Source organism: Mesorhizobium sp. AA22 (assembly GCF_001672375.2).
Taxonomy (GTDB): Bacteria; Pseudomonadota; Alphaproteobacteria; order Rhizobiales; family Rhizobiaceae; genus Mesorhizobium; species Mesorhizobium wenxiniae.
This window is the reverse complement of record NZ_CP048406.1, coordinates 2,854,545-2,873,943: the sequence shown is the minus strand read 5'-3', so window position 1 is coordinate 2,873,943 and position 19,399 is coordinate 2,854,545. Positions and strand designations below refer to the sequence as shown.

Here is a 19,399-nt window from a genome sequence, read left to right as displayed (position 1 = left end):
TTGCGTTGCACGGCGGGAGTTGAACCGATGGCAGTGCGTATCAAATTGCCGGGCGGCACCCTCAAGATGAAAGTCTATCGCGAATTGCGGGTGCGCGAACGCGAGCGCCGCGTGCCGGTCATGAAGGTAGGTTCGCTGTATTTTGTCTGGTGGTCGAACAGCCAGCCTCACGACAAGTCGCAAGACAGCAGTCATTAGTCTTTGCAGTATTTGCGCCATTCGCCTGCGCGGGCTACGGCGTGACTTTTGGACGCGTAAGCCAGCCAGCCGCCGCCGAAATTCTCGACTCACAGGATCGCTCGGTACAAACCTATCTACGGTCGAGGAAATGCTACCGGCACTGGCTCGTTGCCAGAGGCCGTGTCGAGCCAAACGAATTACCGCGTGAACACCTCACCATCACGCTTGCAAAGCGGAGATGCTTGCCGCAAATGATGGGCGGTCCAACGGATCTGCCCCTGACGATGCGAACTGACCTGCTGGTGCCATAAACCCTCAGCGCTTTCCGGCTCGAAGCGATCGGCGCATCCCGCGCCAATGGTGGAAACCGACGATGAGCGCGATGCGCGGGCAGCATTGGAGGGTGCTTTGTGCGCAAATGCCACAACCTCATTGTCTGTGACGGATCGCAGGTCGCCGAGAGACAGCAACAGATACGATACGGAACACACTGACATGCCTTTTGTGCCGCGTTTCCTGCAACACCTAGCGGGCGTCAATGTCGGCGCCGGCACGAAGATGGCCATTCAGAGCGTCCGCACTGCCCGCCGTGGCCATCACTCGATCGGCGAGGACGGTATCATCAACTGCCGGTTCTCGTTTGACCGGTCAGCAGCCCAAATCACGATCGGCCGCCGCTGCTTCATCGGCAAGAGCCACCTAGTCGCCGCCGAGCACATCAGGATCGGCGATGACGTCGTTATCTCCTGGGGTACGACGATCGTTGACCATAACTCGCATTCCCTGGATTGGAAGCAGCGAGCCAACGACGTCGCGGACTGGCATCAGGGCAAAAAAAACTGGTCGGGTGTCGGCATCGCGCCGGTCACGATCGAGGAGAATGTCTGGATCGGCTTTGGCGTGACAATCCTGAAAGGCGTCACGATCGGCAAGGGCGCGGTCGTCGGCGCGGCGTCTGTCGTCACGAAGGACGTAGAGCCCTTCACGGTCGTTGCCGGCGTTCCTGCTAAGAAGGTCCGCGACCTTTCAGAATTAACTATTTAGTGCTGCAGAGCGCTCCGGCCATGTACGCCATGTTCCGCACCGCAGTCTTGGGCGCGAACCTGAGAAATTCGGTCCGCAACTTGTATTTCACCCATCCTTTTGACCGGCCGGCCAGGTGCTGCTCATAAGCAAGGTCATGGGCGAAAGTCATTTGCCTCTCAACCTTGAGACCAGAAGTCTTCAGCAGATTTTCGAACGTCAACGGCGTGTAGAAATTGATGTGCCCATACGGCCCGGACATCCGAATGGCGCGATTGAGGTTTCTCGTATGCTCCAGCGGCACCTCGATGTAGAGCTTCTTGCAGACCCTCGCCGCCTCCATCAAAAACATCCGTTCGTGCTCGACATGTTCGACGACGTGGATGGCGAGACCGAGATCGAACGACTTGTCGGGATGAGGGATGTGGTAGCCGTCAAAGATATCCAGGCTGGCTAAGTTCGCGACATTCCTGGCCTTGATGGCCTCGACGCCACTTGTTGAAATCTCGACGGCTCCAAGAGTCTTCCCGAGACCTTTCTTGTTCAGCTTGTCCAGAACGGCACCTTCGCCTGCGCCGATGTCCAGGATCTTGTCGAAGGTCTCCCCCCGGAGGATCGCTTCTATATGGCCGACTGATTGCTGCGAAGCAATTTCGCGTTTCGCGGCTACTTTGCCATCTGCGTAGTAATCATCATAGATCGCTATAATGCTGCCGGCGTCCGCCATAGAGAAATCCTCCTGAGGATCACCCCCGCCAAGCCAACCGTGCCATAGTGCGCGAACCGCGTCCAGTGCGGACTAGGCGCCTCCCAGCCACACTTCGACGAGCCTTCGGCATCGTCCTTAGGCACTGTGATTCCTCGACAATAAGTTCGGGTCATTGAACTGTTAGGATCTTCTTTCCGACGATCACCAATTCCTCGCCCTCTTCAAGCGTCGCGATCACTTTACCCTTGCACTGAATAGCGAATGGCGTGGCCTTATCCCCTTTCCGCGACGTATTCGATGAAGCGCAATGCATTGCCGTCGTGGCCGGCGTCGTTGAAGTGCAGGCCTTCTTGATAGGCCCCCGAGCTGATGTAATCGAACCCGTCGATCGGGATCGTCGGCACATTGCGCGACCGGGTAGGTTTGGCGGATCGCGCCAAGCGCTGCGTCGTATGTTCGGCCGCCCGTATAGCTGCCATCCCAAGGCGAGGACGGGCGCGTTGGCGGCGCCAGGGCCGCTTCCAGCGTGTTGATGATCGACGTGTTGTTCGTTGAAATCGTCGCCGGCGGCGTGCCAAAGCTGTCGTTGATGCCCAGGGCGAGGACCGGCACGATCTTGCCGCCAGCATAGCCGCATTGTGCGACCGCAGAAGCAAGGCGCGGCCCGTTGAAGGACGCGAATGTATAGCTTCCGTGCGCGGCGCGCGGCGTCCGCAGACGCGGGCGCGAGCCGGCCGCCTTTATGCCGGGACGGATAAGCCCGGTGATCTCCACAGGTTCGCCTGCGACCGTGAGGGTATAGTTTCCGCTCGCCGCCCGCCCTGTCAGGGACGGGCCGGAATATTGATCGAGTGCCAGAGCACCGGCAGCGTTCACAGTCTTGTAGGCCGCGCCGCCGTTGAAGGCGAAGGCGAGCGAGCCTTGACCGGCGTCCTGGGTGTGGTGGACGCCGACCTGTTCATAGGCGCCTGTGAACGCCAGGGACGCACCATCCGCAAGGATGATGCTTTCGCCGAGCGGCCCGCGCGTTCCCGTCGAGACGGTTCCGCTGGTCGTGATGCCATAGAAGGCGGGCGTGTAGGTAGAGCTTGGCCGCAGCGCCGTCATGCCCGGTTCATCGTCAGCAATACTGACATTTGCGAACTGCGTGACGCGATTGAACCAGTGTGCGGGGCGGTTGCTGGCCAGCGCCCAATGAAGCCGGAACCGCTTGCCCCGGCATTAACTTCGGTAATGTACCCATCGGACGGCGCTGGCGTTTGCATGACAACGCTGTAGTTCGACGGGGTATTCGTGCCTGTGTTGACCAATGACGGCCAGCCAACAACCTGCTCTGATCCGACAATATCAGCCAGTTCGTTTGCGCTAGCATAGGCAGCACGCGCCTTGACGCCGATTTCGCCCGTGAAAGTTGCCTTCCATTGCGGGCCATTGGTAAAACCAATGGTCTTGGCGGTGTCCGACGTAGGAACCGCCGCCGTGAACCACTCGGCTTCGCCGTTCGGAATGGCCCCCGCCGTATAGTACCAGGTGCCGGAGCCGGTGCGCTGGAGGCCCATGACACTGCCGGCCGGTTTCAGGATCGAGAGCCCCGAGTTGACGGAGGACGGGCCGGCAACGGCAAGGATGGTTTGTTCAGAGACGAGACTCAGCGTGCCGTCGCCCTCGACGTGGGCAAAGACGACATGAATGGTCCCGGCTGTCACACCGAAACCGAGCTCTACGCTCGACAGATTTTCATCTATCGCGGACAGAGACCCCGGCCAGTAATAGACAGAAGTGTTAGTGATAGCCGTGCCGCCGACCGAGCCGGTAATGGCAACCGGACCCACCGTCCGCGATCCGATCAAGGCGATGACTTCCGCCGCTGACGCGCGAACGCCCGTGTCGATGGCAACCGGCCCCGCCACTACGTTGTCCACCCCGAGGATACCGGCGCCGATTTCGGTCCAAAAGTATCACCAACCTCAACATTCCGGGCAAGAACCGGTGGGGCGCTGGCACCAGCGAGGCCGGCTGAAGCGCCAAAGCTAAAAGCAGGCGCGATGGTATAGGAACCCGACGCCGTGATGAGGATCATAGTGACTACGCCGCCAGCGACGATGAACCGACCGGCAGCGCCAGAGCCAACACCGCCAGTAATGGCGAGATCGAATGTCCCATCAGTCCCGCCAGCACCGCCCACGAGCGCACCGCTACCAACGATACCACAGCCGACCGCCCACACGATCGTCGGGAAGATGCCCTTGCCATACAGGGACGCGTCGCGCGCCGCCTGGGCGCTAGCCAGATTGGCCGCGGTTGCTACGACATCGGCGGCGGTTTGTCCGGCATTGGCGGCGGAGGTGGAGGCGCTGGCAGCTGCCTGGCCGGCACTGGCCTCAGTGGCATCCTTCAGCACCTTCGTTTCTCGCGCAGCGCTTCCGCCTCATCGACAACGTCTGAAATGTCGGGCGACACAAACGGGATAATGGCGATGGCGTCGGTGCCCACGACCGGCTCGTCGGCCGTAAACTAAAACACCCGGTCGACATTGACTGTCCCTATCTGGGTGTGGACCGTCGTTCCCTTCTGCAAGGTGCGGGCGGTGCGGGCATCGCCGGCGCGAAGCCATTCGCCTTCGCTCACCGTGTAGATCCCGTTCTTCGGCGGGTCGGACTGGTCCTTGACCAGCACGCGGTCGCCAACCTCGCATGGTACGCCGTCGATGGTTTTCAGGCCATGAAGGAGGATGTTGGCTGTGGTCGCCAGACGCACGGGTTCGCGTTCGCCGGTCAGAAGTCGAACGGCGGCAGTTGCAGGTCGGGCCATCAGGCTTGCTCCATGAAAAAAGCCTCGGCGAAGCGAGGCTTAAAAGTGCTCTATGATTTCAACGCGCACCACAGGACCTGCCCGTCGATTGTCGATGCCAGCCGCGACGATCGCGTCCGTATTTGCGGATGCGCAGGCTTCGAATATCATGTCAGTTTTCTGCTGTCTGCCGAGATTGCGCTTTCTAGGCGGGCGTAGCTTAGCAGTCGCTTAGCACCTGTCATTTCAGCCGGTCTCAGATCAGGTGAGTTTAGGTGCCGGCACCTCGTGTTTAAGACCTAAGCGCCGTCTTCGACGAGAGCGGACGGATCAATACTCCTCGGACTTGACTCGCGAAGCTGGCGCGGCGTCGGCGTCTTGAGGGCCACCTGGACTCGCCTTCGAAGCCACTCCGGAGGAACTGGCTGGCAGATGAAGGTCGGATCGGCGTCGAAAAAACGTCCGGAGGTACAGATGGAATGCGGTGAGGTCGGAACCATGCGCTGTTTAACGGCGAGCAGTCTCGGCACAAAGCGACACAGCCGCCGCCACAGGCCTTGTGCGGACGGCTTTGCGAAGACATGAAACAGCGCGGCCGGATCGATCCGTGTTGCGTGGACAAGCGGAGCGATGGCCGCGCCTGGCGACGTGCGGGCGGCTTCGATGCCATAATACGCTGACGCCACGCCATCGGACCAACGAAACAAGAAAGACGCTAGCCTGGGATGTCGCGTGCGGACTGTTTCAAGGACGATCCGGTGCGACCTCAGCATGGCGACATACCTGGTCGACATGGAAGATGGTGATCGCCGGTAACCAATCAGATACTCGGGAACGACATCATAATCGCAGATCGCAGCAATGTTGAGCTGCATCTGCAAGTCTTCGGCTCCTTGCGCCCCTGCGGCTTTGAGCGACGGGTCGTATCCCCCGGTTGCCGTAAGAACTGATCGCCTGATTAGCGGTGAACTTGCATTGCCGATAAAATTCTCAACCAGCAGCCAGTTGTGAACGTCCCCGCGAGCGAGAATTGGTGGGGAGCATTCTATCACCAAATCATCAGCATCGATGACCCTATACCATGCGTAGACAAGGCCGAGAGACGGCCGCGATTGAAAGAGGCCGTGCTGCTTCTCCAGCTTTGTCGGGTGCCACACATCATCCGCATCAAGTGGCGCTATAAATTCACCCTTCGCCGCATGAATTGCCAGGTTTCTGGCGACAGCAACCCCTTGGTTCTGCTGTTTCAGAAGAGAAATACGCGGATCACTGGTTGCAAACGCCTCGACGATCTCAGCGGTCCGGTCGGTCGACCCGTCATCGACAACTATGATCTCCAGCTGGTTGAAAGTTTGCGAGGCGGCCGACTGAAGGGTGTGTCGGATGGTCTTTTCCGCGTTGTAGGCAGGAATGATGACGGAAACTGCGGGTTGCATATCGAAAAAAGCCTGCTTTTGATGAAGGATGAATGCCACCGGCCTAAATACTAGCATGCTCGAGCGGGAAGGTATCAAGCCGCCTGTCCCTACCGGCTACTTCAACATCTGAGAATTCGCCCGGTATTCGCACTTACGGCGGCGACATGTGCTAATATGCTGGTTTCAATCAGCCGAAACTCGTGGATGCCTTCATGCTTCCTCATTTCGCTCACATCCGTGCCCGTGGCCTCATGGTCTTATTGCCATCAACTATATGCTTGAACACTCACATGTATCGCGTTTCTGCCGATCGGGATGGCATCCGCGATCGGACGTGACCGTGGTTTTTACGTTTCCTGCGGCGGGAGAACGATGGTGATCCCGCGCGTTCTCCTGCAGCTTCGTCGGCTGGTGCGGCGTCGACGCCTGCGCCGTGCTCCCATCATACTGATGTACCATCGCGTTGCAGATATCGCCGTCGATCCGTGGAACCTAGCCGTCCATCCGGCGAGGTTCGACGAACAAATCGAAGCGCTGACGCGGAGCCGGCGGGTGGTGCATTTGCATGAGCTGTTCGATGTCATCGCACAGGGAAAGCCAGGCAAACCGCTTGCGGTTGTCACGTTCGACGACGGCTATCACGACGTCTACAGCAACGCTCGCCCTATCCTGCAGCGTCACGACTGCCCGATGACGCTGTTTGTTGCGACGGGAGCAATAGGAAGCGGCAGAGAATTCTGGTGGGATGCGCTCACGCGCATCTGTCTTGAGACGCCTGAACTGCCTGACCAACTCGACATCACGATCGAGGGAGGCAGGCATCACTGGCCTATCCCGAAGATGGTGGATCAGGCCGGCCGTGACAAAGTCTACCGGGAGGTGTGGTCGGCGCTCCGAACGCTGCCGCATGAGCGGCAGAACGCACACGTCGAAGACATTGCGAAATGGGCGGGCGTTGGTCTCGACGCCAGGCCAGAGCACTGTATTATGACTCCCGCGGAAGTTGGTGACATCAGTGACGACCTGATCACGATTGGCGGTCATACTGTCAGTCATCCCACGCTTCCGGCCCATTCCTTCGCGACCCAGCTTCGCGAGATCGTCGACGGCCGTTCGGCCTGTGAGCAAATGACCGGAAAACGCGTTCTCTCTTTTGCATATCCATTCGGAGACCATGACGCTCTGTCGGTATCTGCCGTCAGGAAAGCGGGATTTGAGTTCGCATGCACGACGCGCGCCGGGTGCGTTGCGCCCGAGGCAGACGTGCTGCGTTTACCTCGATTGCATGTCGGCAACTGGTCAGGGGACGAATTTTTGCGAAAAATCGAGGATCATCTGTTCTGATGAACGCACAGCAGACTACCATTATCACTCCTCGACGCGGCTGGTTTGACCTCGATTTCTGGCACCTGTGGCGCTATCGCGATCTGCTGCTCCTGTTCGCGATGCGCGACATCAAAGTCCGCTACAAGCAGACCTTGCTTGGTCCGGCTTGGCTGATCCTGCAGCCCCTGGCGCTTACCGCAGCCTTGACCACCGTCATCAGCGGTATCGCGGGCATTTCAACCGGTGGCCATCCCGCGCCAATCTTTTATCTGACAGCGCTGGTGCTATGGTCGTATTTTTCCCAAGTCGTCTCCACCGCGAGCCAGGTCTTCATTGCTAACGGTCATCTTTTCAGCAAGATCTACTTCCCGCGACTCGTCGTTCCCGTGTCGTCGCTGCTGTCGAACAGTGTGGCCCTGGCGATCCAGCTTGGCGTCGCATTGGCCTTCTTGCTCTGGTACCAGCTGACAGGAAAAGTGGACGGGTTGTCGTGGCGCCTCGCGTTCTTTCCGCTGGTGATCATCCAGATCGCGGCATTCTCGTTGGCTGTTGGGCTTTGTCTAGGAGCGTCAACCGCGAAGTACCGCGATACAGCTCATATGACTCCGTTCCTCATTCAGATCTGGCTGTTCGTGACGCCGATCATCTTTCCTTTTTCGGCTATTCCCGAGCAGTACCGGACGCTGACTGGATTTCTGAATCCGCTCGCTGTCATAATTGATGAATGGCGCTGGTGCTTCTTCGGCACTTCGGCAGTCGGTGCGCCACAAATCGCTGCAGCGCTTGTCACGACCTCGGTCGTGCTGTTCATCGGCGTCGTGATCTTTCAACGCGTCGAACGAACGGCCATGGACATGCTGTGAAGAGAAATGACAACCCTTGCGGCCCCGTAGAGAGTGAAGGTCGCCATTCGTCGGCCGCCGCGCATTCTGCACAATGGGCACGACGCCGATGCCATTGATCTCCGTCATCACGCCTTTCCTCAATGTCGAGCGGTTTCTTCCGGACGCGATCGAAAGCGTGCGCGTGCAAACCTTCACCGACTGGGAAATGCTTCTTATTGACGACGGATCATCCGACGGGAGCGTTGCAATCGCGGTGGCTGCAGCAACCGGCGATCCGCGGATCCGTTTCCTTCGATCGAACGGCCAGCGTCGCGGCGCCGCCGCGGCGCGCAATGCCGGAATCGCGGCGGCGTCGGGCATGTTCTTCACGTTCCTGGATGGCGACGATATATTTGAGCCGGAAAAATTCGAGACGGAACTTGCGATCTTTGATGCGCATCCTCGCGCCAAGGTCCTTTACGGACCGACCCTGTGGTGGTTCCCCGATGAGCCGCACAGGAACTGGACCGACTCGATGCCACGCCAATCGAACCGTCTGCACATGCCGCCCGACCTGCTCGACCAGGTCATCGTGCGCCAGCGGGCTCATGTGCCGTGCATCTGCTCGATCATGGTTCACCGCGAAGCTTTGGTAGCGGTGGGCGGCTTCGATGAGGCGTTCGAGCTCTACGAAGACCAGACCCTTCTAGTGAAGCTGCTGTTGCGCTATCCGGTATTCGTGACATCCACGCCCACCGGCCGATACAGGCAGCACCTCGATTCGACATCGGCCAAGGCGACTGCTTCCGGCATCTATGATCGACTGCGCCCGCATGCTGCTCGCATCGGCTTCCTCGAATGGGTTGAGATGCATGCGTCGGCCTCGGGATTGATGACGCCGGAGTTGCAGCGGGCGCTCCGCTTCGCATTTGCGCGCTATCCGGCCCAGCGTCGGCCCCTGACACTTCGCGATAGGTTTGACCTCGCCATCGAAGCCGGACGCCGGTTCGCCCGGCGGCTGACGCCACGCCGCACCCTGTCGAAGGTGTTCAAGCTGCTGACGAGAGCACGGAAGTAGTGGGCGGGATCGGTGGCGCGGATTGGATCGCGACCGAGCCTGAGATGTCTGATACTAACGATACCGTTTTACGTGAATGACAAGTCGCATCGCCTCGCTGGGGGCGACGTGCTAAAACGAACGAGTGTTCATCATTTCTGTGCCAAAATTCTGTTTGTGAGGCCTACGGCCGCGTTCGATTTCTGGCAACGAACACCAGCCCGTTGCCTCTCTGCGAAGCTAAGGAGAATTTGGCTGTTTCATGATCGCAGTCGTCATAACAACTTACAACCATACTCGCTTTCTCGAGGAAGCCATTCAGAGCTGTCTTCATCAAAGCCGGCCGATCGATGAAATTATTGTCGTCGACGACGGATCCACCGACAATCCGGCATCGGTTGTCGAGCGTCATCCAGGCGTGCGCCTGATCAGGCAGGACAATTGCGGGCTCGCGGCCGCCCGAAACACCGGACTGGCGGCTTCCAGATCCGATTACATCACCTTTCTGGACGCGGATGATCGTCTCCTTCCAAATGCCATGGAGACGGGCGTGCGAGTGCTGGTTGCGCATCCAGATGCGGTTCTCTCTTACGGAGCTCATCGCTTCATCAATGGAAGCGGTGCAATCGAGTCAGACAAGCATCACGTCGCGCTTGTCGAAGATCCTTATCTTCAGTTACTGCGGACGGGAAACTTCATTGCGATGCATGCGACCGTGGTTTATCGGCGGGAGAGGCTCGCGGCCATAGGCGGGTTCGACGTTTCAATGCGGTCCTGCGAAGACTATGAGCTATTCTTGCGAATCGCCCGGCGCGGTTCGATTGTAACGCACGACGATGTCGTCGCCGAATATCGCATGCACGGCGACAACATGTCGAAGAATCGATCGATGATGCTCGCTGCAGCATTGTCGGTGCTTGACAAGCAGTTGGCAGGTCCGGTTGACGACGATGTGCGTCTTGCAGTCCGCGATGGTAGGCGGTTCTGGAAGACCTACTATACCGGAGAGGTGACTACTGATGCCTTGCGCGCGATCCGCGCCGAACCCGCCAAAGCGATTCGCATGCTGCGGCAGGCTTTGCAGATGTCGCCGCCGATCACGCTGCAAACGGCGGCATTTAAGATCACACGCAAGGTCGGCAGGCATGTGCAACGGCTGCTCGGCGCTTCCGGCGCCGATCGGCGGGCTCCGCGCGTCGGTTCGGTGCGGTTTGGGGATTTCGCACGCACGATGCCGATGAGCCACTCATTTGGATATGATCGCGGCAAGCCAATAGATCGGTATTATATCGAGAATTTCTTACAATTGAATGCGGCCGACATACATGGCCGTGTGCTGGAAATCGGCGATAACAGCTACACGATGCATTTTGGCGGTGCTCATGTCGTCAAGAGCGACGTGCTGCATGTTGATCCCGATGATCCAAACGCGACCATCATAGGCGACCTGTCGCAGCCCGGAGTGCTGCCGTCAAACGCCTTCGATTGCATCATCCTCACGCAAACACTTCATCTGATCTTCGACATGTCGGCCGCGGTCGCTGCACTGGCCGAAGCGCTCAAGCCCGGGGGCGTGCTGCTGCTAACTGTTCCTGGCATCACCGCGGTCGATCGCGGCGAGTGGGGCAGCACGTGGTTCTGGTCATTGACGCAGGCGGCGTTGGCGAAGTTGCTTGCGAAATCCTTCAGCACGGCGAACATGGCGCTCGAAACCCACGGCAACGTCTTTGCGGCAGTTTGTTTTCTCCAGGGACTCGCCAAGGAAGAAGTTTCTGACCAGAAGCTCGACGTCCGGGATACCGCCTATCCCATCGTTGTCACGGCGCGCGTCGTGAAGGACGGGCTGACCGCGGATCAACCCGGTGGTCGAACCACAAATGTGACGGCTTGAGATCGATGACAGAATTACCAGCCGTTGAGGTCCGAGGACTTTCCAAGCGCTACCGGCGCGGCGCGATCGGCGTGCGCTCATTGCGTGAGGAGGTCGAACAACTTGTCGCGCGTTTGCGCTCGCGGGAAGCCCAAGCTTCCCTCAACGAATTTTTCGCCATCAAGAACATCACTTTTTCCGTTCCGACTGGCACCGTGTGCGGTATCATCGGACGCAACGGCTCGGGAAAGACCACGCTGCTCAAGGTTTTGACCTCGATCACGGCTCCGGATGAGGGCGAGGCGGTGATGCGAGGCCGAATCGGAAGCTTGCTGGAGGTAGGGGCCGGATTCCATCCGGATCTCGACGGGATCGAGAACATCTACCTCAACGGCGCGATCCTCGGCATGAGTAAGGCCGAGATCACGCGTAAGCTAGACCGCATCATCAACTTTGCCGATATCGGCAGCTTTCTCGAAACGCCGGTCAAGCGTTATTCGTCCGGCATGTATGTTCGGCTTGCCTTCGCGATCGCTGCTCATCTGGAGCCGGAGATTCTCGTCGTCGACGAGGTGCTTGCTGTCGGCGATGCTGAATTTCAAAGGAAATGTATCGGCACGATGAAGAACGTCGCGGGTGAAGGTCGGACCGTGCTGTTCGTGAGCCACAACATGGCCATGGTTCGGCAGCATTGCACAAAAGCGATTTATCTGGACCGCGGCCTTCTGAAGGATTTTGGCGAGGCATCATCGATCATCGATGCGTACCTGTCGAACACCACCTTGAGCAGCAACGGTTCCGAGCGCGTTGGCGATGAAGACCTCTGGATGCAGGTGGCTATTGTGTATCCGGGTACGCGCGAGCGATGCAGCCAACTCAAGTTTGGCGGCGATTACGATTTTGTGCTGAAGCTGGGCGCGAGGAATTCGTTTCACCGAAGCGTGGTTCATATCCAGATTTTTGATCAGGAAGGCAACTTGATCTCTGTGCTCGAAAGCCTCGCGGAAGGTGTTGGCCAATTTGACATAGTTGGGCAGGCCAAGGTCGTATTCAGCGTGCGATCGTTGGGATTGTTGCCAGGCACTTATACCGCTGGAGCGGCTCTCTATGCGTGGGGAGAGGATGACCCGGACCTCGCAAGCGAGAACTTGCTAACGTTCGACGTTGTTGCAGCAACAGTCAATGACTCCTATTGGCCATATCTGAAAGAGCACGGGATTGTGCGACTGTCGCATTCTGCCCAGTTGCTTAAGGTGGATTGAAGGCGCGTGGAGTGACGTCCTGGCGAAATGAATCTTCGACGTAGTTCAATCCGTCGACCGCGCGACCGCACGCTGAAATCAATCGCGCGCGTCCTGCAAAGACTGAAGGACAATCCGGGCTTGCGGGAAGGCCTCGGTCAGGCACCGCGAAGACGAATGGAGGAAAAATTTCTCGCTTGCCGCAGCCGCCGCTGCTCTCGATCGCCTATTGACCAGGCGGTAGCGCTCTTCCGCAAAAAGGATCGTCACGACCGGCTGCGATACCAGGCCAGCGCCGTTTCCACGATCCGGTCGATTCCGGATTGCTCAGGCATCCAGCCGAGTTCCCGGGCCGCCTTGCCGGCCGCGGCTACAAGCGCAGGAGGGTCACCTGCCCTGCGCGGACCGTAGGCCACCGGAAGGCGCGTTCCCGAAGCCCGGCTCACCGCCTCGACCAACTCGTTCACCGTAGTTCCGGTTCCGGTGCCGAGATTGTAGACGTGGACTCCCGCATCGCGCAGAAGCTTCTCCCCTGCCAGAACATGCGCACGGGCGAGATCGGTGACGTGGACATAGTCCCGCACAGCGGTTCCGTCCCTTGTGTCGAAGTCGGTGCCATTAATGGTGAAAATCCGGCCCGACCTAACCGCCGCCTCGATAGCGAGCGGAATGACATGCGTTTCCGGTTCATGCCGCTCACCGATGTCGCCGTCCGGATCACATCCGGCAGCGTTGAAATACCGGAGCACAACCGCGTTGAGGCCATGGGCATCCGAAAGATTGTCCACCATTCGTTCTACGATGAATTTCGACCATCCATAGGGATTGATGGGCGACTGCGGATGCGTTTCGTCAATCGGAGAACGAATCGGAACCCCGTAAGACGCGCAGGTGCTCGACAAGATCAGCTTGTCGACGCCGATCTTCAGCATTTCCTCGAGCAAGACCAGCGTCCCAAAACTGTTATTTCGGTAGTAGAGTTCCGGGCGCTCGACGGACTCGCCGACATAGGCGTAAGCGGCGAAATGCGCCACCACATCCGGCCGATACTGGTGCAGCGCTCCTGCCACCGCTGCGACATCGCAAATATCGCCCTCGACAAGCGGTCCCCATTTGACCGCGTCGCGCCAACCGCGCGAGAGGTTGTCATACGCAATGACCGACCAACCGGATTCAGCGAATGCCTTGGAACAGTGTGAGCCGATATAGCCCGCCCCGCCAGTGACCAAGACTGTTTTCATTCGGCTGCAGCGGACGGAGCATATCCCGATGAGACCAAGTCATCGAAATAGGCAATGGTGGTGACGAGACCATCGCGCAATGCAATGCTTGGCTTCCAGTTGAGATCGCGCAAGGCACACCCGATATTAGGCTGTCGCTGCCTTGGGTCATCGATGGGCAAAGGTAAAAACCTGATCTCGGATCGGCTTCCGGTAAGTTCGATCACGAGATTGGCAAGTTCGAGCATCGTGAATTCGACCGGGTTGCCGAGATTGATTGGACCGGTAACATCGTCGACCGTGTCCATCAGGCGAACCAGACCGTCGATGAGATCATTGACGTAGCAAAATGAGCGTGTCTGCTGGCCGGTGCCGTACACGGTTATCGGCTTGTTTCGTAGTGCCTGCACGATGAAGTTGGAAATGACGCGGCCGTCGTCCGGACGCATCCTCGGACCGTAAGTGTTGAAGATACGCGCTACCTTGATCCGCAGCCTGTGCTGCCGCCAATAGTCGAAAAACAGGGTTTCGGCACACCGCTTGCCTTCGTCGTAACAGGAACGGGGACCTATCGGGTTTACCCTGCCCCAATAGTCCTCGGTCTGCGGGTGAATCTCGGGATCGCCGTAGACTTCAGACGTGGACGCCTGAAGGATCTTTGCGCGAACCCGCTTGGCGAGGCCCAGCATATTGATCGCCCCATGGACGTTGGTCTTTGTCGTCTGGACCGGATCGAACTGATAGTGAACCGGGCTTGCCGGGCAAGCGAGGTTGTATATTTCATCAACTTCTATGTAGAGCGGAAATGTCACGTCGTGACGAATGATCTCAAAGGATCTGTTGTCGAGCAAATGCGAGACGTTTCTCCGACTTCCTGTGAAGAAATTGTCGACGCATACAACCTCGTGGCCTTCAGTAAGCAACCGCTCGCATAAGAACGATCCCAGAAAACCTGCGCCCCCCGTCACCAAGACTCGCTTTGCCTGCTGCATTTTTGGGGTCCTCACGCCAGTTCTTCACGCAATCGAATGCGCAAAGCCCTGCGGCGAGGATAGGAAAAAAATGCTGCGCAGCAAACACAAAATGTTAACGCACTTGAAATGGTCGCGTGAGGTGTGCGCAAAAATACGCGAAAAAACCGATCATTCGCCCGTTTTGACGGTTTTCGTCCGAACGTCGGCTTGCCGGCAATCGGCATTTGGACGTGAACGCGCTGCGCCGCAGCATGATCGATTGCTAAATAAGGGAGATCCTGCACAGTCTTGACCCGGCTCCTATCACCGCCGATAAACGCCTCGCGATTGGGGGTCAAAAGCTGACATAGGCGATGTCCACTTTCGACCCCCTGCATCCTCTCTCCGCCGTGCTACGCCGGTTGCAACTCCCTGCGCGGCAGCCGCGGGAAGGCGATCGCCACCGCCACCGCGCCGAGCCCGACCAGGGCCGAGCCGATGAACAGCCAGGAATAGCTGGCATAGGCATCGAACACCATGCCGCCGGCGAGCGGGCCGAAGGCCATGCCGATGCTGGACAGCATGGTCACAGCACCAAACACCGTGCCGAGGATGCGCTGGCCGAAATATTCGCGCGCCAGCACCGCATAGAGCGGCATCACGCCGCCATAGGTGGCGCCGAAGATGACGGCGAGCGTGTAGAATTGACCAAGCTCACTGACGGCGAGATAGGCAGCGATGACCACGGACTGTATCGCCAGACCGGTAATCAGCACCGGCTTGACCCCCAGCCGGTCGGCAAGCACGCCGTATAAAAGCCTGCCGCCCAGCCCCGCCAGGCCCTCGATGCTGTAGATGCTGACCGCCGCCATTGGCGCTATGCCGCACAGCATCGCATAGCTCACCATGTGGAAGATTGGCCCGGAATGCGCCGCGCAGCAGGCAAAGAAGGTCAGTGCCAGAACGATGAACTGCGGCGAGCGCAGCGCCTGCGGAACCGACATGCCGGTATCGTCGGCGGCAAGATCGGAGTCGGCGCCGTCAGCGGCAGGCTTGGGCGGCTGACGCACCAGCAATGCGGCCGGCACCAGCAGTGCCCAGGCCGCGACGCCGATGACGAACATGGCTGTGCGCCAGTCATAGGCCGAGATCAGCCAGCGCGCGAAGGGCGAGATCGTCATGGGTGCCACGCCCATGCCGGCCGAAACCAGCGAAACGGCAAGGCTGCGGTTCTTGTCAAACCAGGCCGTGGTCAGCGCGATCATCGGCGCAAAGAAGGCGCTTGCCGCGAGGCCGACGAGCACGCCATAGGTGATCTGGAAGACAAGCAGCGAGCCGGTGCGGCTGGCCAGCACCAGCGCCAGCCCGAGCAGCACCGCACCTATTATCACGACAATGCGAGCGCCGTAGCGATCGTAAATGGCGCCCCAGGCGAAGCCGCCGAGGCCCATTACCAGGAAGTTCAGCGTCATCGCGCTCGATATGCCGGCACGCGACCAATCTGTGTCGAGCGCCATCGGTTCGAGGAAGATCGCCAGCGAGAACATCGCCCCGAGGGCGACACAGGTCATCAGGGCGCCAGCCGCGACGATGACCCAACGATAGGAAAGGCTCATATTTTTCTCCCGAGATCGTTTGGACACGGCGCGACTTCTTTCGAGCTTCGTCACACCGCTTGCGTCCGAAGGACGATGGCGACATTTCGAATCCTACAATCCGGTTGCATTTTTTATCCAGTCAGGAAATCGCGCCACTCAATTGCTCCATTGCATTGACCGTGCACCGCCCCGAGCTAGATTTCCAACCTGGCGATCAGGAGCTAACAGGCATGGAACTTCATCGCGGCCGTCTCATCGACCACGTCCAGCTGGTGGTCAGGGATCTCAAGGCCAGCCGCCGCTTCTACGAGTCGGTTTTCAAGGTGCTCAATGTTCCGATCGGCGGCAGCGCCGAGGATTATTTCTGGGCAGACGAACTGTTCGTTTCGAGCGCCGACAGCCGGGCGGCCCAGGGAAAACTGACGGGGCGCCACCACCTTGCCTTCCAGGCAAAGGACCGCGCGATGGTCGACGCCTTCTACAAGGCCGGCCTCGAGGCCGGCGGCACGGACAATGGCGCACCGGGCGAGCGGCAGCACTACCACCCCGGCTACTATGCCGCCTTCCTGCTCGATCCCGACGGCAATAACATCGAGGCCGTCTTTCACAGGCCGGCGAACCGCAGCGCCGCCTCGGTGAAGATTGCGTTCTGATGACCGGGTGACGGATCGACGGCGGAGGCCGTCCCGACCTATCCTATCGCGTCAGCACCGCCATCCGGCCCGCCAGGAAGTCGACGAACAGCCGGGCGCGGACCGGTAGCTGTCGCCCATACGCATGGACGATGTGCACCGGCATGGTCGGCATCGCCACCTCGGGCAGGATGCGGACCAGACGGCCGGCGTCGAGATCGTCCTGCACGGCAAACTGCATCAGATGCGCGATGCCGGCTCCGGCAAGCGCCGCTTGACGGATGGTGCCGTCGTCATTGGTATCGAGCCGCCCCTTCGGCACGATCACCGTGCCGTCGGCCAATGTGACGGGATAGGGCCGGCCGGCCATCTGGTAACGGACGAAGTCGTGGCTCTGCAAATCCTCGATCGAGGCCGGCCGGCCACGCCGTTCGACATAGGCCGGCGACGCCACCAGCACGATCGGCAGATTGGCGATCTTGCGCGCGATGAGCCCGGTGTCCGTCAGCGCTCCCATGCGCACCGCGACGTCATAGCCTTCGCGGATCAGGTCGGCGTGGCGGTCGGTGACGCTGAGCTCCAGTTTCACCTCGTCGTGCCGAGCCAGGAACGCTTGCGCCCATGCGGCGATCAGGCCACGCCCGAGTTCCACGGCTGCCGTGACGCGCAGCAGGCCGCGCGCCATATCCGCCATCTGAACGATATCCTCGGCATCGTCCAGCGCTCTCAGCAAAGGCGCGACCCGCTCGTAATAGGCGAGGCCTTCGCTGGTCAGTCCCAGCCGACGCGTCGAGCGCTGGATCAGCCTGACCCCCAGCCGCCGCTCGAGCCGCGCCACGCTCTTCGACACCGCCGACGGGCTGGAGCCGAGCAACCGGCTGGCGGCATGGAACGAGCCGGCGTCGACCGTGCGCACGAAGGCGACAAGACCAGCGGTCTTTTCGAGGATTGTGGTCATTCAAGAATTCCAGGCACGAAAGAACCGATCGAGGTAATCCTAATACGCTATCCGAGCACCATTAAATACCGCTCATCATCGACAAAGGAGAGATTTGATGAGCAAGCTGAACGGCAAGGTTGGCATCGTCACCGGCGCCTCCAAGGGTATCGGCGCCGGCATCGCCAAGGGTCTTGCGGCGGCCGGTGCCGCCGTGGTCGTCAACTACGCCTCGTCGCGGGAAGATGCGGACCGCGTCGTTGCCGAGATCAAGGACGCAGGCGGCCGAGCTGTTGCCGTCCACGGCGACGTGTCGCAAGCGGCCGACGTGCGCCGCCTGTTCGAGGCGGCCAAATCGTCGTTCGGTGCGGTGGACATCCTGGTCAACAATGCCGGCGTCTTCGCATTCGAACCGCTGGAAGCGGTGACCGAGGCCGAGTTTCACCGCGAATTCGACACCAATGTGCTGGGCACTATCCTGACCATCCGGGAAGCGGTGAACCATTTCGGTGCCGGAGGGGGCAGCGTCATCAACATCAGCTCGGTCGCCAGCTTCAATCCGCAGCCGAACTCCCTGGTCTACGCCGCCACCAAGGGCGCGGTGGATTCGATCACGCTGTCCATGTCGAGAGAATTGGGCGCACGCAACATTCGCGTCAACGCCATCGCCCCAGGCGGCGTCGACACTGAGGGTCTGAAACGCATCGGCATCGTCGGCAGCGAATTCGAAAGCCAGATCGTCGCCATGACCCCGCTCGGGCGCTTCGGCCAGCCCGACGACATCGCCCGCATCGCGGTGTTCCTAGCCTCCGACGACGCGTCCTGGCTGACCGGCGAGCGCATCACCGCCTCGGGCGGCTGGCGGTAAGCATAGAGCCGCGGACCGGGCGTTTCACGCCCCAGGCAGCGCGACGTCGATAAAACACCGCAATCGATGACGGGAGCGATCTAAGCCCTATGTTGCGGCGAGGGAGGAGCGCCGTGCGGTATCGATGACGGCGAGAAGGTAGGGAGATAACGGATGACGGACGACGAAAGAGCAATCCGAAAGCTGGTCGAGACGTGGATGGATGCGAGCAAGCGTGGAGACACCGCGACCGTCCTCAGCCTGATGACGGACGACGCGATCTTCATGGTTCCCGGCCGGGAACCCTTCGACAAGGAGATCTTCGCGGCGGCCGCGCAGGAGATGGCCGGCGTTCATGTCGATGGCACGAACGAGATCGTTGAACTACAGCTTCTCGGCGACTGGGCCTTCATGCGCGGCCGTATCGATATGACCGCGACGCCGCCGAACGGGAAGCCGGTGCGTCAATCGGGATACACGCTGACGCTCCTACGCAAGGAGGCTGACGGTGAGTGGCGGCTCGCGCGCGACGCAAACCTGCTGACTGCGCAAAGCTAGAGCCGGTCTCCTGCGTCTCTGCACCGGATGCGATGCAGGTCGCCCTGATCAGCCTCCTCCACCTGATCACACCGGCAACAGGGCGTTCGGCTTGACATCGGCTATGGAGGCGAAGTGTGCGTTTCGCACCACGCTATCTAAGCGGTTGTGTGCTGATCTCACGCAGAGATGGAAGTGGCGGGCACCGATCGAGCCGGCATTTGCGTTGACCATCTC

Annotated in this window: 22 protein-coding genes; 11 read left to right on the top strand and 11 right to left on the bottom strand. The window is 59.8% G+C overall.

Annotated elements, in window-relative coordinates:
* The first annotated feature begins 27 nt into the window (after positions 1-27).
* On the top strand, positions 28-198 hold the full coding sequence (locus tag A9K68_RS31320; protein WP_203546907.1) for a hypothetical protein: 171 nt from the start codon (positions 28-30) through the stop codon (positions 196-198).
* Between the two features lie 339 nt (positions 199-537).
* Positions 538-1,224 (top strand): acyltransferase, encoded by a 687-nt coding sequence (locus tag A9K68_RS13965; protein ID WP_281409501.1) that lies wholly within the window; start codon positions 538-540, stop codon positions 1,222-1,224.
* On the opposite strand, the gene A9K68_RS13960 is transcribed toward A9K68_RS13965, so the two are convergent.
* The 5 genes from A9K68_RS13960 to A9K68_RS13940 all read right to left on the bottom strand — a co-directional run bounded on the left by A9K68_RS13960 (position 1,217) and on the right by A9K68_RS13940 (position 4,723).
* Complete coding sequence (locus tag A9K68_RS13960) at positions 1,217-1,930, bottom strand: class I SAM-dependent methyltransferase (protein WP_065006698.1); 714 nt, start codon at positions 1,928-1,930, stop codon at positions 1,217-1,219. The genes A9K68_RS13965 and A9K68_RS13960 overlap by 8 nt on opposite strands.
* Before the next feature lie 216 nt (positions 1,931-2,146).
* Entirely contained in the window at positions 2,147-3,019 is an 873-nt protein-coding gene (locus A9K68_RS13955) for a hypothetical protein (RefSeq protein ID WP_065006697.1), read from the bottom strand.
* Positions 3,016-3,822 carry a hypothetical protein gene (locus A9K68_RS13950; RefSeq protein WP_065006696.1) on the bottom strand — a complete coding sequence of 269 codons (807 nt, stop codon included), beginning with the start codon at positions 3,820-3,822 and terminating at the stop codon, positions 3,016-3,018. Before A9K68_RS13950 ends, A9K68_RS13955 begins: the two co-directional genes overlap by 4 nt.
* Complete coding sequence (locus tag A9K68_RS13945) at positions 3,822-4,313, bottom strand: hypothetical protein (protein ID WP_065006695.1); 492 nt, start codon at positions 4,311-4,313, stop codon at positions 3,822-3,824. Before A9K68_RS13945 ends, A9K68_RS13950 begins: the two co-directional genes overlap by 1 nt.
* A 113-nt stretch (positions 4,314-4,426) precedes the next feature.
* Positions 4,427-4,723: a hypothetical protein gene (locus tag A9K68_RS13940; RefSeq protein ID WP_065006694.1), complete on the bottom strand. Its 297-nt coding sequence runs from the start codon at positions 4,721-4,723 to the stop codon at positions 4,427-4,429.
* A gap of 12 nt (positions 4,724-4,735) precedes the next feature.
* Between A9K68_RS13940 and A9K68_RS13935 the strand changes: the two genes are divergently transcribed.
* Positions 4,736-4,921, top strand: coding sequence for a hypothetical protein (locus A9K68_RS13935; protein WP_065006693.1), 186 nt, complete (start codon positions 4,736-4,738; stop codon positions 4,919-4,921).
* Between the two features lie 80 nt (positions 4,922-5,001).
* Here the strand turns inward: A9K68_RS13935 and A9K68_RS13930 are convergent, their stop codons facing one another.
* Entirely contained in the window at positions 5,002-6,177 is a 1,176-nt protein-coding gene (locus A9K68_RS13930) for a glycosyltransferase family 2 protein (RefSeq protein WP_065006692.1), read from the bottom strand.
* Between the two features lie 315 nt (positions 6,178-6,492).
* Between A9K68_RS13930 and A9K68_RS13925 the strand changes: the two genes are divergently transcribed.
* The 5 genes from A9K68_RS13925 to A9K68_RS13905 all read left to right on the top strand — a co-directional run bounded on the left by A9K68_RS13925 (position 6,493) and on the right by A9K68_RS13905 (position 12,459).
* The gene (locus A9K68_RS13925; protein WP_065006691.1) at positions 6,493-7,464 is read left to right on the top strand and encodes a polysaccharide deacetylase family protein; all 972 of its coding nucleotides are present in this window, start codon (positions 6,493-6,495) and stop codon (positions 7,462-7,464) included.
* Positions 7,464-8,309 carry an ABC transporter permease gene (locus A9K68_RS13920; protein ID WP_051695003.1) on the top strand — a complete coding sequence of 282 codons (846 nt, stop codon included), beginning with the start codon at positions 7,464-7,466 and terminating at the stop codon, positions 8,307-8,309. The genes A9K68_RS13925 and A9K68_RS13920 overlap by 1 nt, the downstream gene beginning before the upstream one ends.
* A gap of 88 nt (positions 8,310-8,397) precedes the next feature.
* Positions 8,398-9,348 carry a glycosyltransferase gene (locus A9K68_RS13915; RefSeq protein WP_163603030.1) on the top strand — a complete coding sequence of 317 codons (951 nt, stop codon included), beginning with the start codon at positions 8,398-8,400 and terminating at the stop codon, positions 9,346-9,348.
* A 241-nt stretch (positions 9,349-9,589) separates the two neighbouring features.
* Positions 9,590-11,218, top strand: coding sequence for a glycosyltransferase (locus A9K68_RS13910; RefSeq protein WP_065006689.1), 1,629 nt, complete (start codon positions 9,590-9,592; stop codon positions 11,216-11,218).
* Between the two features lie 5 nt (positions 11,219-11,223).
* Positions 11,224-12,459 carry an ABC transporter ATP-binding protein gene (locus tag A9K68_RS13905; protein WP_065006688.1) on the top strand — a complete coding sequence of 412 codons (1,236 nt, stop codon included), beginning with the start codon at positions 11,224-11,226 and terminating at the stop codon, positions 12,457-12,459.
* A 245-nt stretch (positions 12,460-12,704) separates the two neighbouring features.
* Here the strand turns inward: A9K68_RS13905 and galE are convergent, their stop codons facing one another.
* Genes galE through A9K68_RS13885 form a run of 4 tightly spaced genes read right to left on the bottom strand, consistent with a single transcriptional unit; the run spans position 12,705 to position 16,227 of the window.
* Positions 12,705-13,679, bottom strand: a complete 975-nt coding sequence (gene galE, locus A9K68_RS13900) for a UDP-glucose 4-epimerase GalE (RefSeq protein ID WP_065006687.1) — start codon at positions 13,677-13,679, stop codon at positions 12,705-12,707.
* Positions 13,676-14,650, bottom strand: coding sequence for a UDP-glucuronic acid decarboxylase family protein (locus A9K68_RS13895; protein WP_065006686.1), 975 nt, complete (start codon positions 14,648-14,650; stop codon positions 13,676-13,678). The genes galE and A9K68_RS13895 overlap by 4 nt, the downstream gene beginning before the upstream one ends.
* An 11-nt stretch (positions 14,651-14,661) precedes the next feature.
* The gene (locus tag A9K68_RS13890; protein WP_156768201.1) at positions 14,662-15,009 is read right to left on the bottom strand and encodes a hypothetical protein; all 348 of its coding nucleotides are present in this window, start codon (positions 15,007-15,009) and stop codon (positions 14,662-14,664) included.
* A 15-nt stretch (positions 15,010-15,024) separates the two neighbouring features.
* Complete coding sequence (locus tag A9K68_RS13885) at positions 15,025-16,227, bottom strand: MFS transporter (RefSeq protein ID WP_065006685.1); 1,203 nt, start codon at positions 16,225-16,227, stop codon at positions 15,025-15,027.
* Between the two features lie 212 nt (positions 16,228-16,439).
* Here A9K68_RS13885 and A9K68_RS13880 point away from each other — a divergent pair, with 212 nt between their 5' ends.
* On the top strand, positions 16,440-16,862 hold the full coding sequence (locus tag A9K68_RS13880) for a VOC family protein (protein WP_065006684.1): 423 nt from the start codon (positions 16,440-16,442) through the stop codon (positions 16,860-16,862).
* Between the two features lie 43 nt (positions 16,863-16,905).
* On the opposite strand, the gene A9K68_RS13875 is transcribed toward A9K68_RS13880, so the two are convergent.
* Positions 16,906-17,799 carry a LysR family transcriptional regulator gene (locus A9K68_RS13875; RefSeq protein ID WP_065006683.1) on the bottom strand — a complete coding sequence of 298 codons (894 nt, stop codon included), beginning with the start codon at positions 17,797-17,799 and terminating at the stop codon, positions 16,906-16,908.
* A gap of 97 nt (positions 17,800-17,896) precedes the next feature.
* On the opposite strand from A9K68_RS13875, the gene A9K68_RS13870 reads away from it, so the two are divergent.
* On the top strand, positions 17,897-18,646 hold the full coding sequence (locus A9K68_RS13870) for a glucose 1-dehydrogenase (protein WP_065006682.1): 750 nt from the start codon (positions 17,897-17,899) through the stop codon (positions 18,644-18,646).
* A gap of 153 nt (positions 18,647-18,799) precedes the next feature.
* Positions 18,800-19,183 (top strand): SgcJ/EcaC family oxidoreductase, encoded by a 384-nt coding sequence (locus A9K68_RS13865; protein WP_065006681.1) that lies wholly within the window; start codon positions 18,800-18,802, stop codon positions 19,181-19,183.
* Positions 19,184-19,399: the final 216 nt, after the last annotated feature.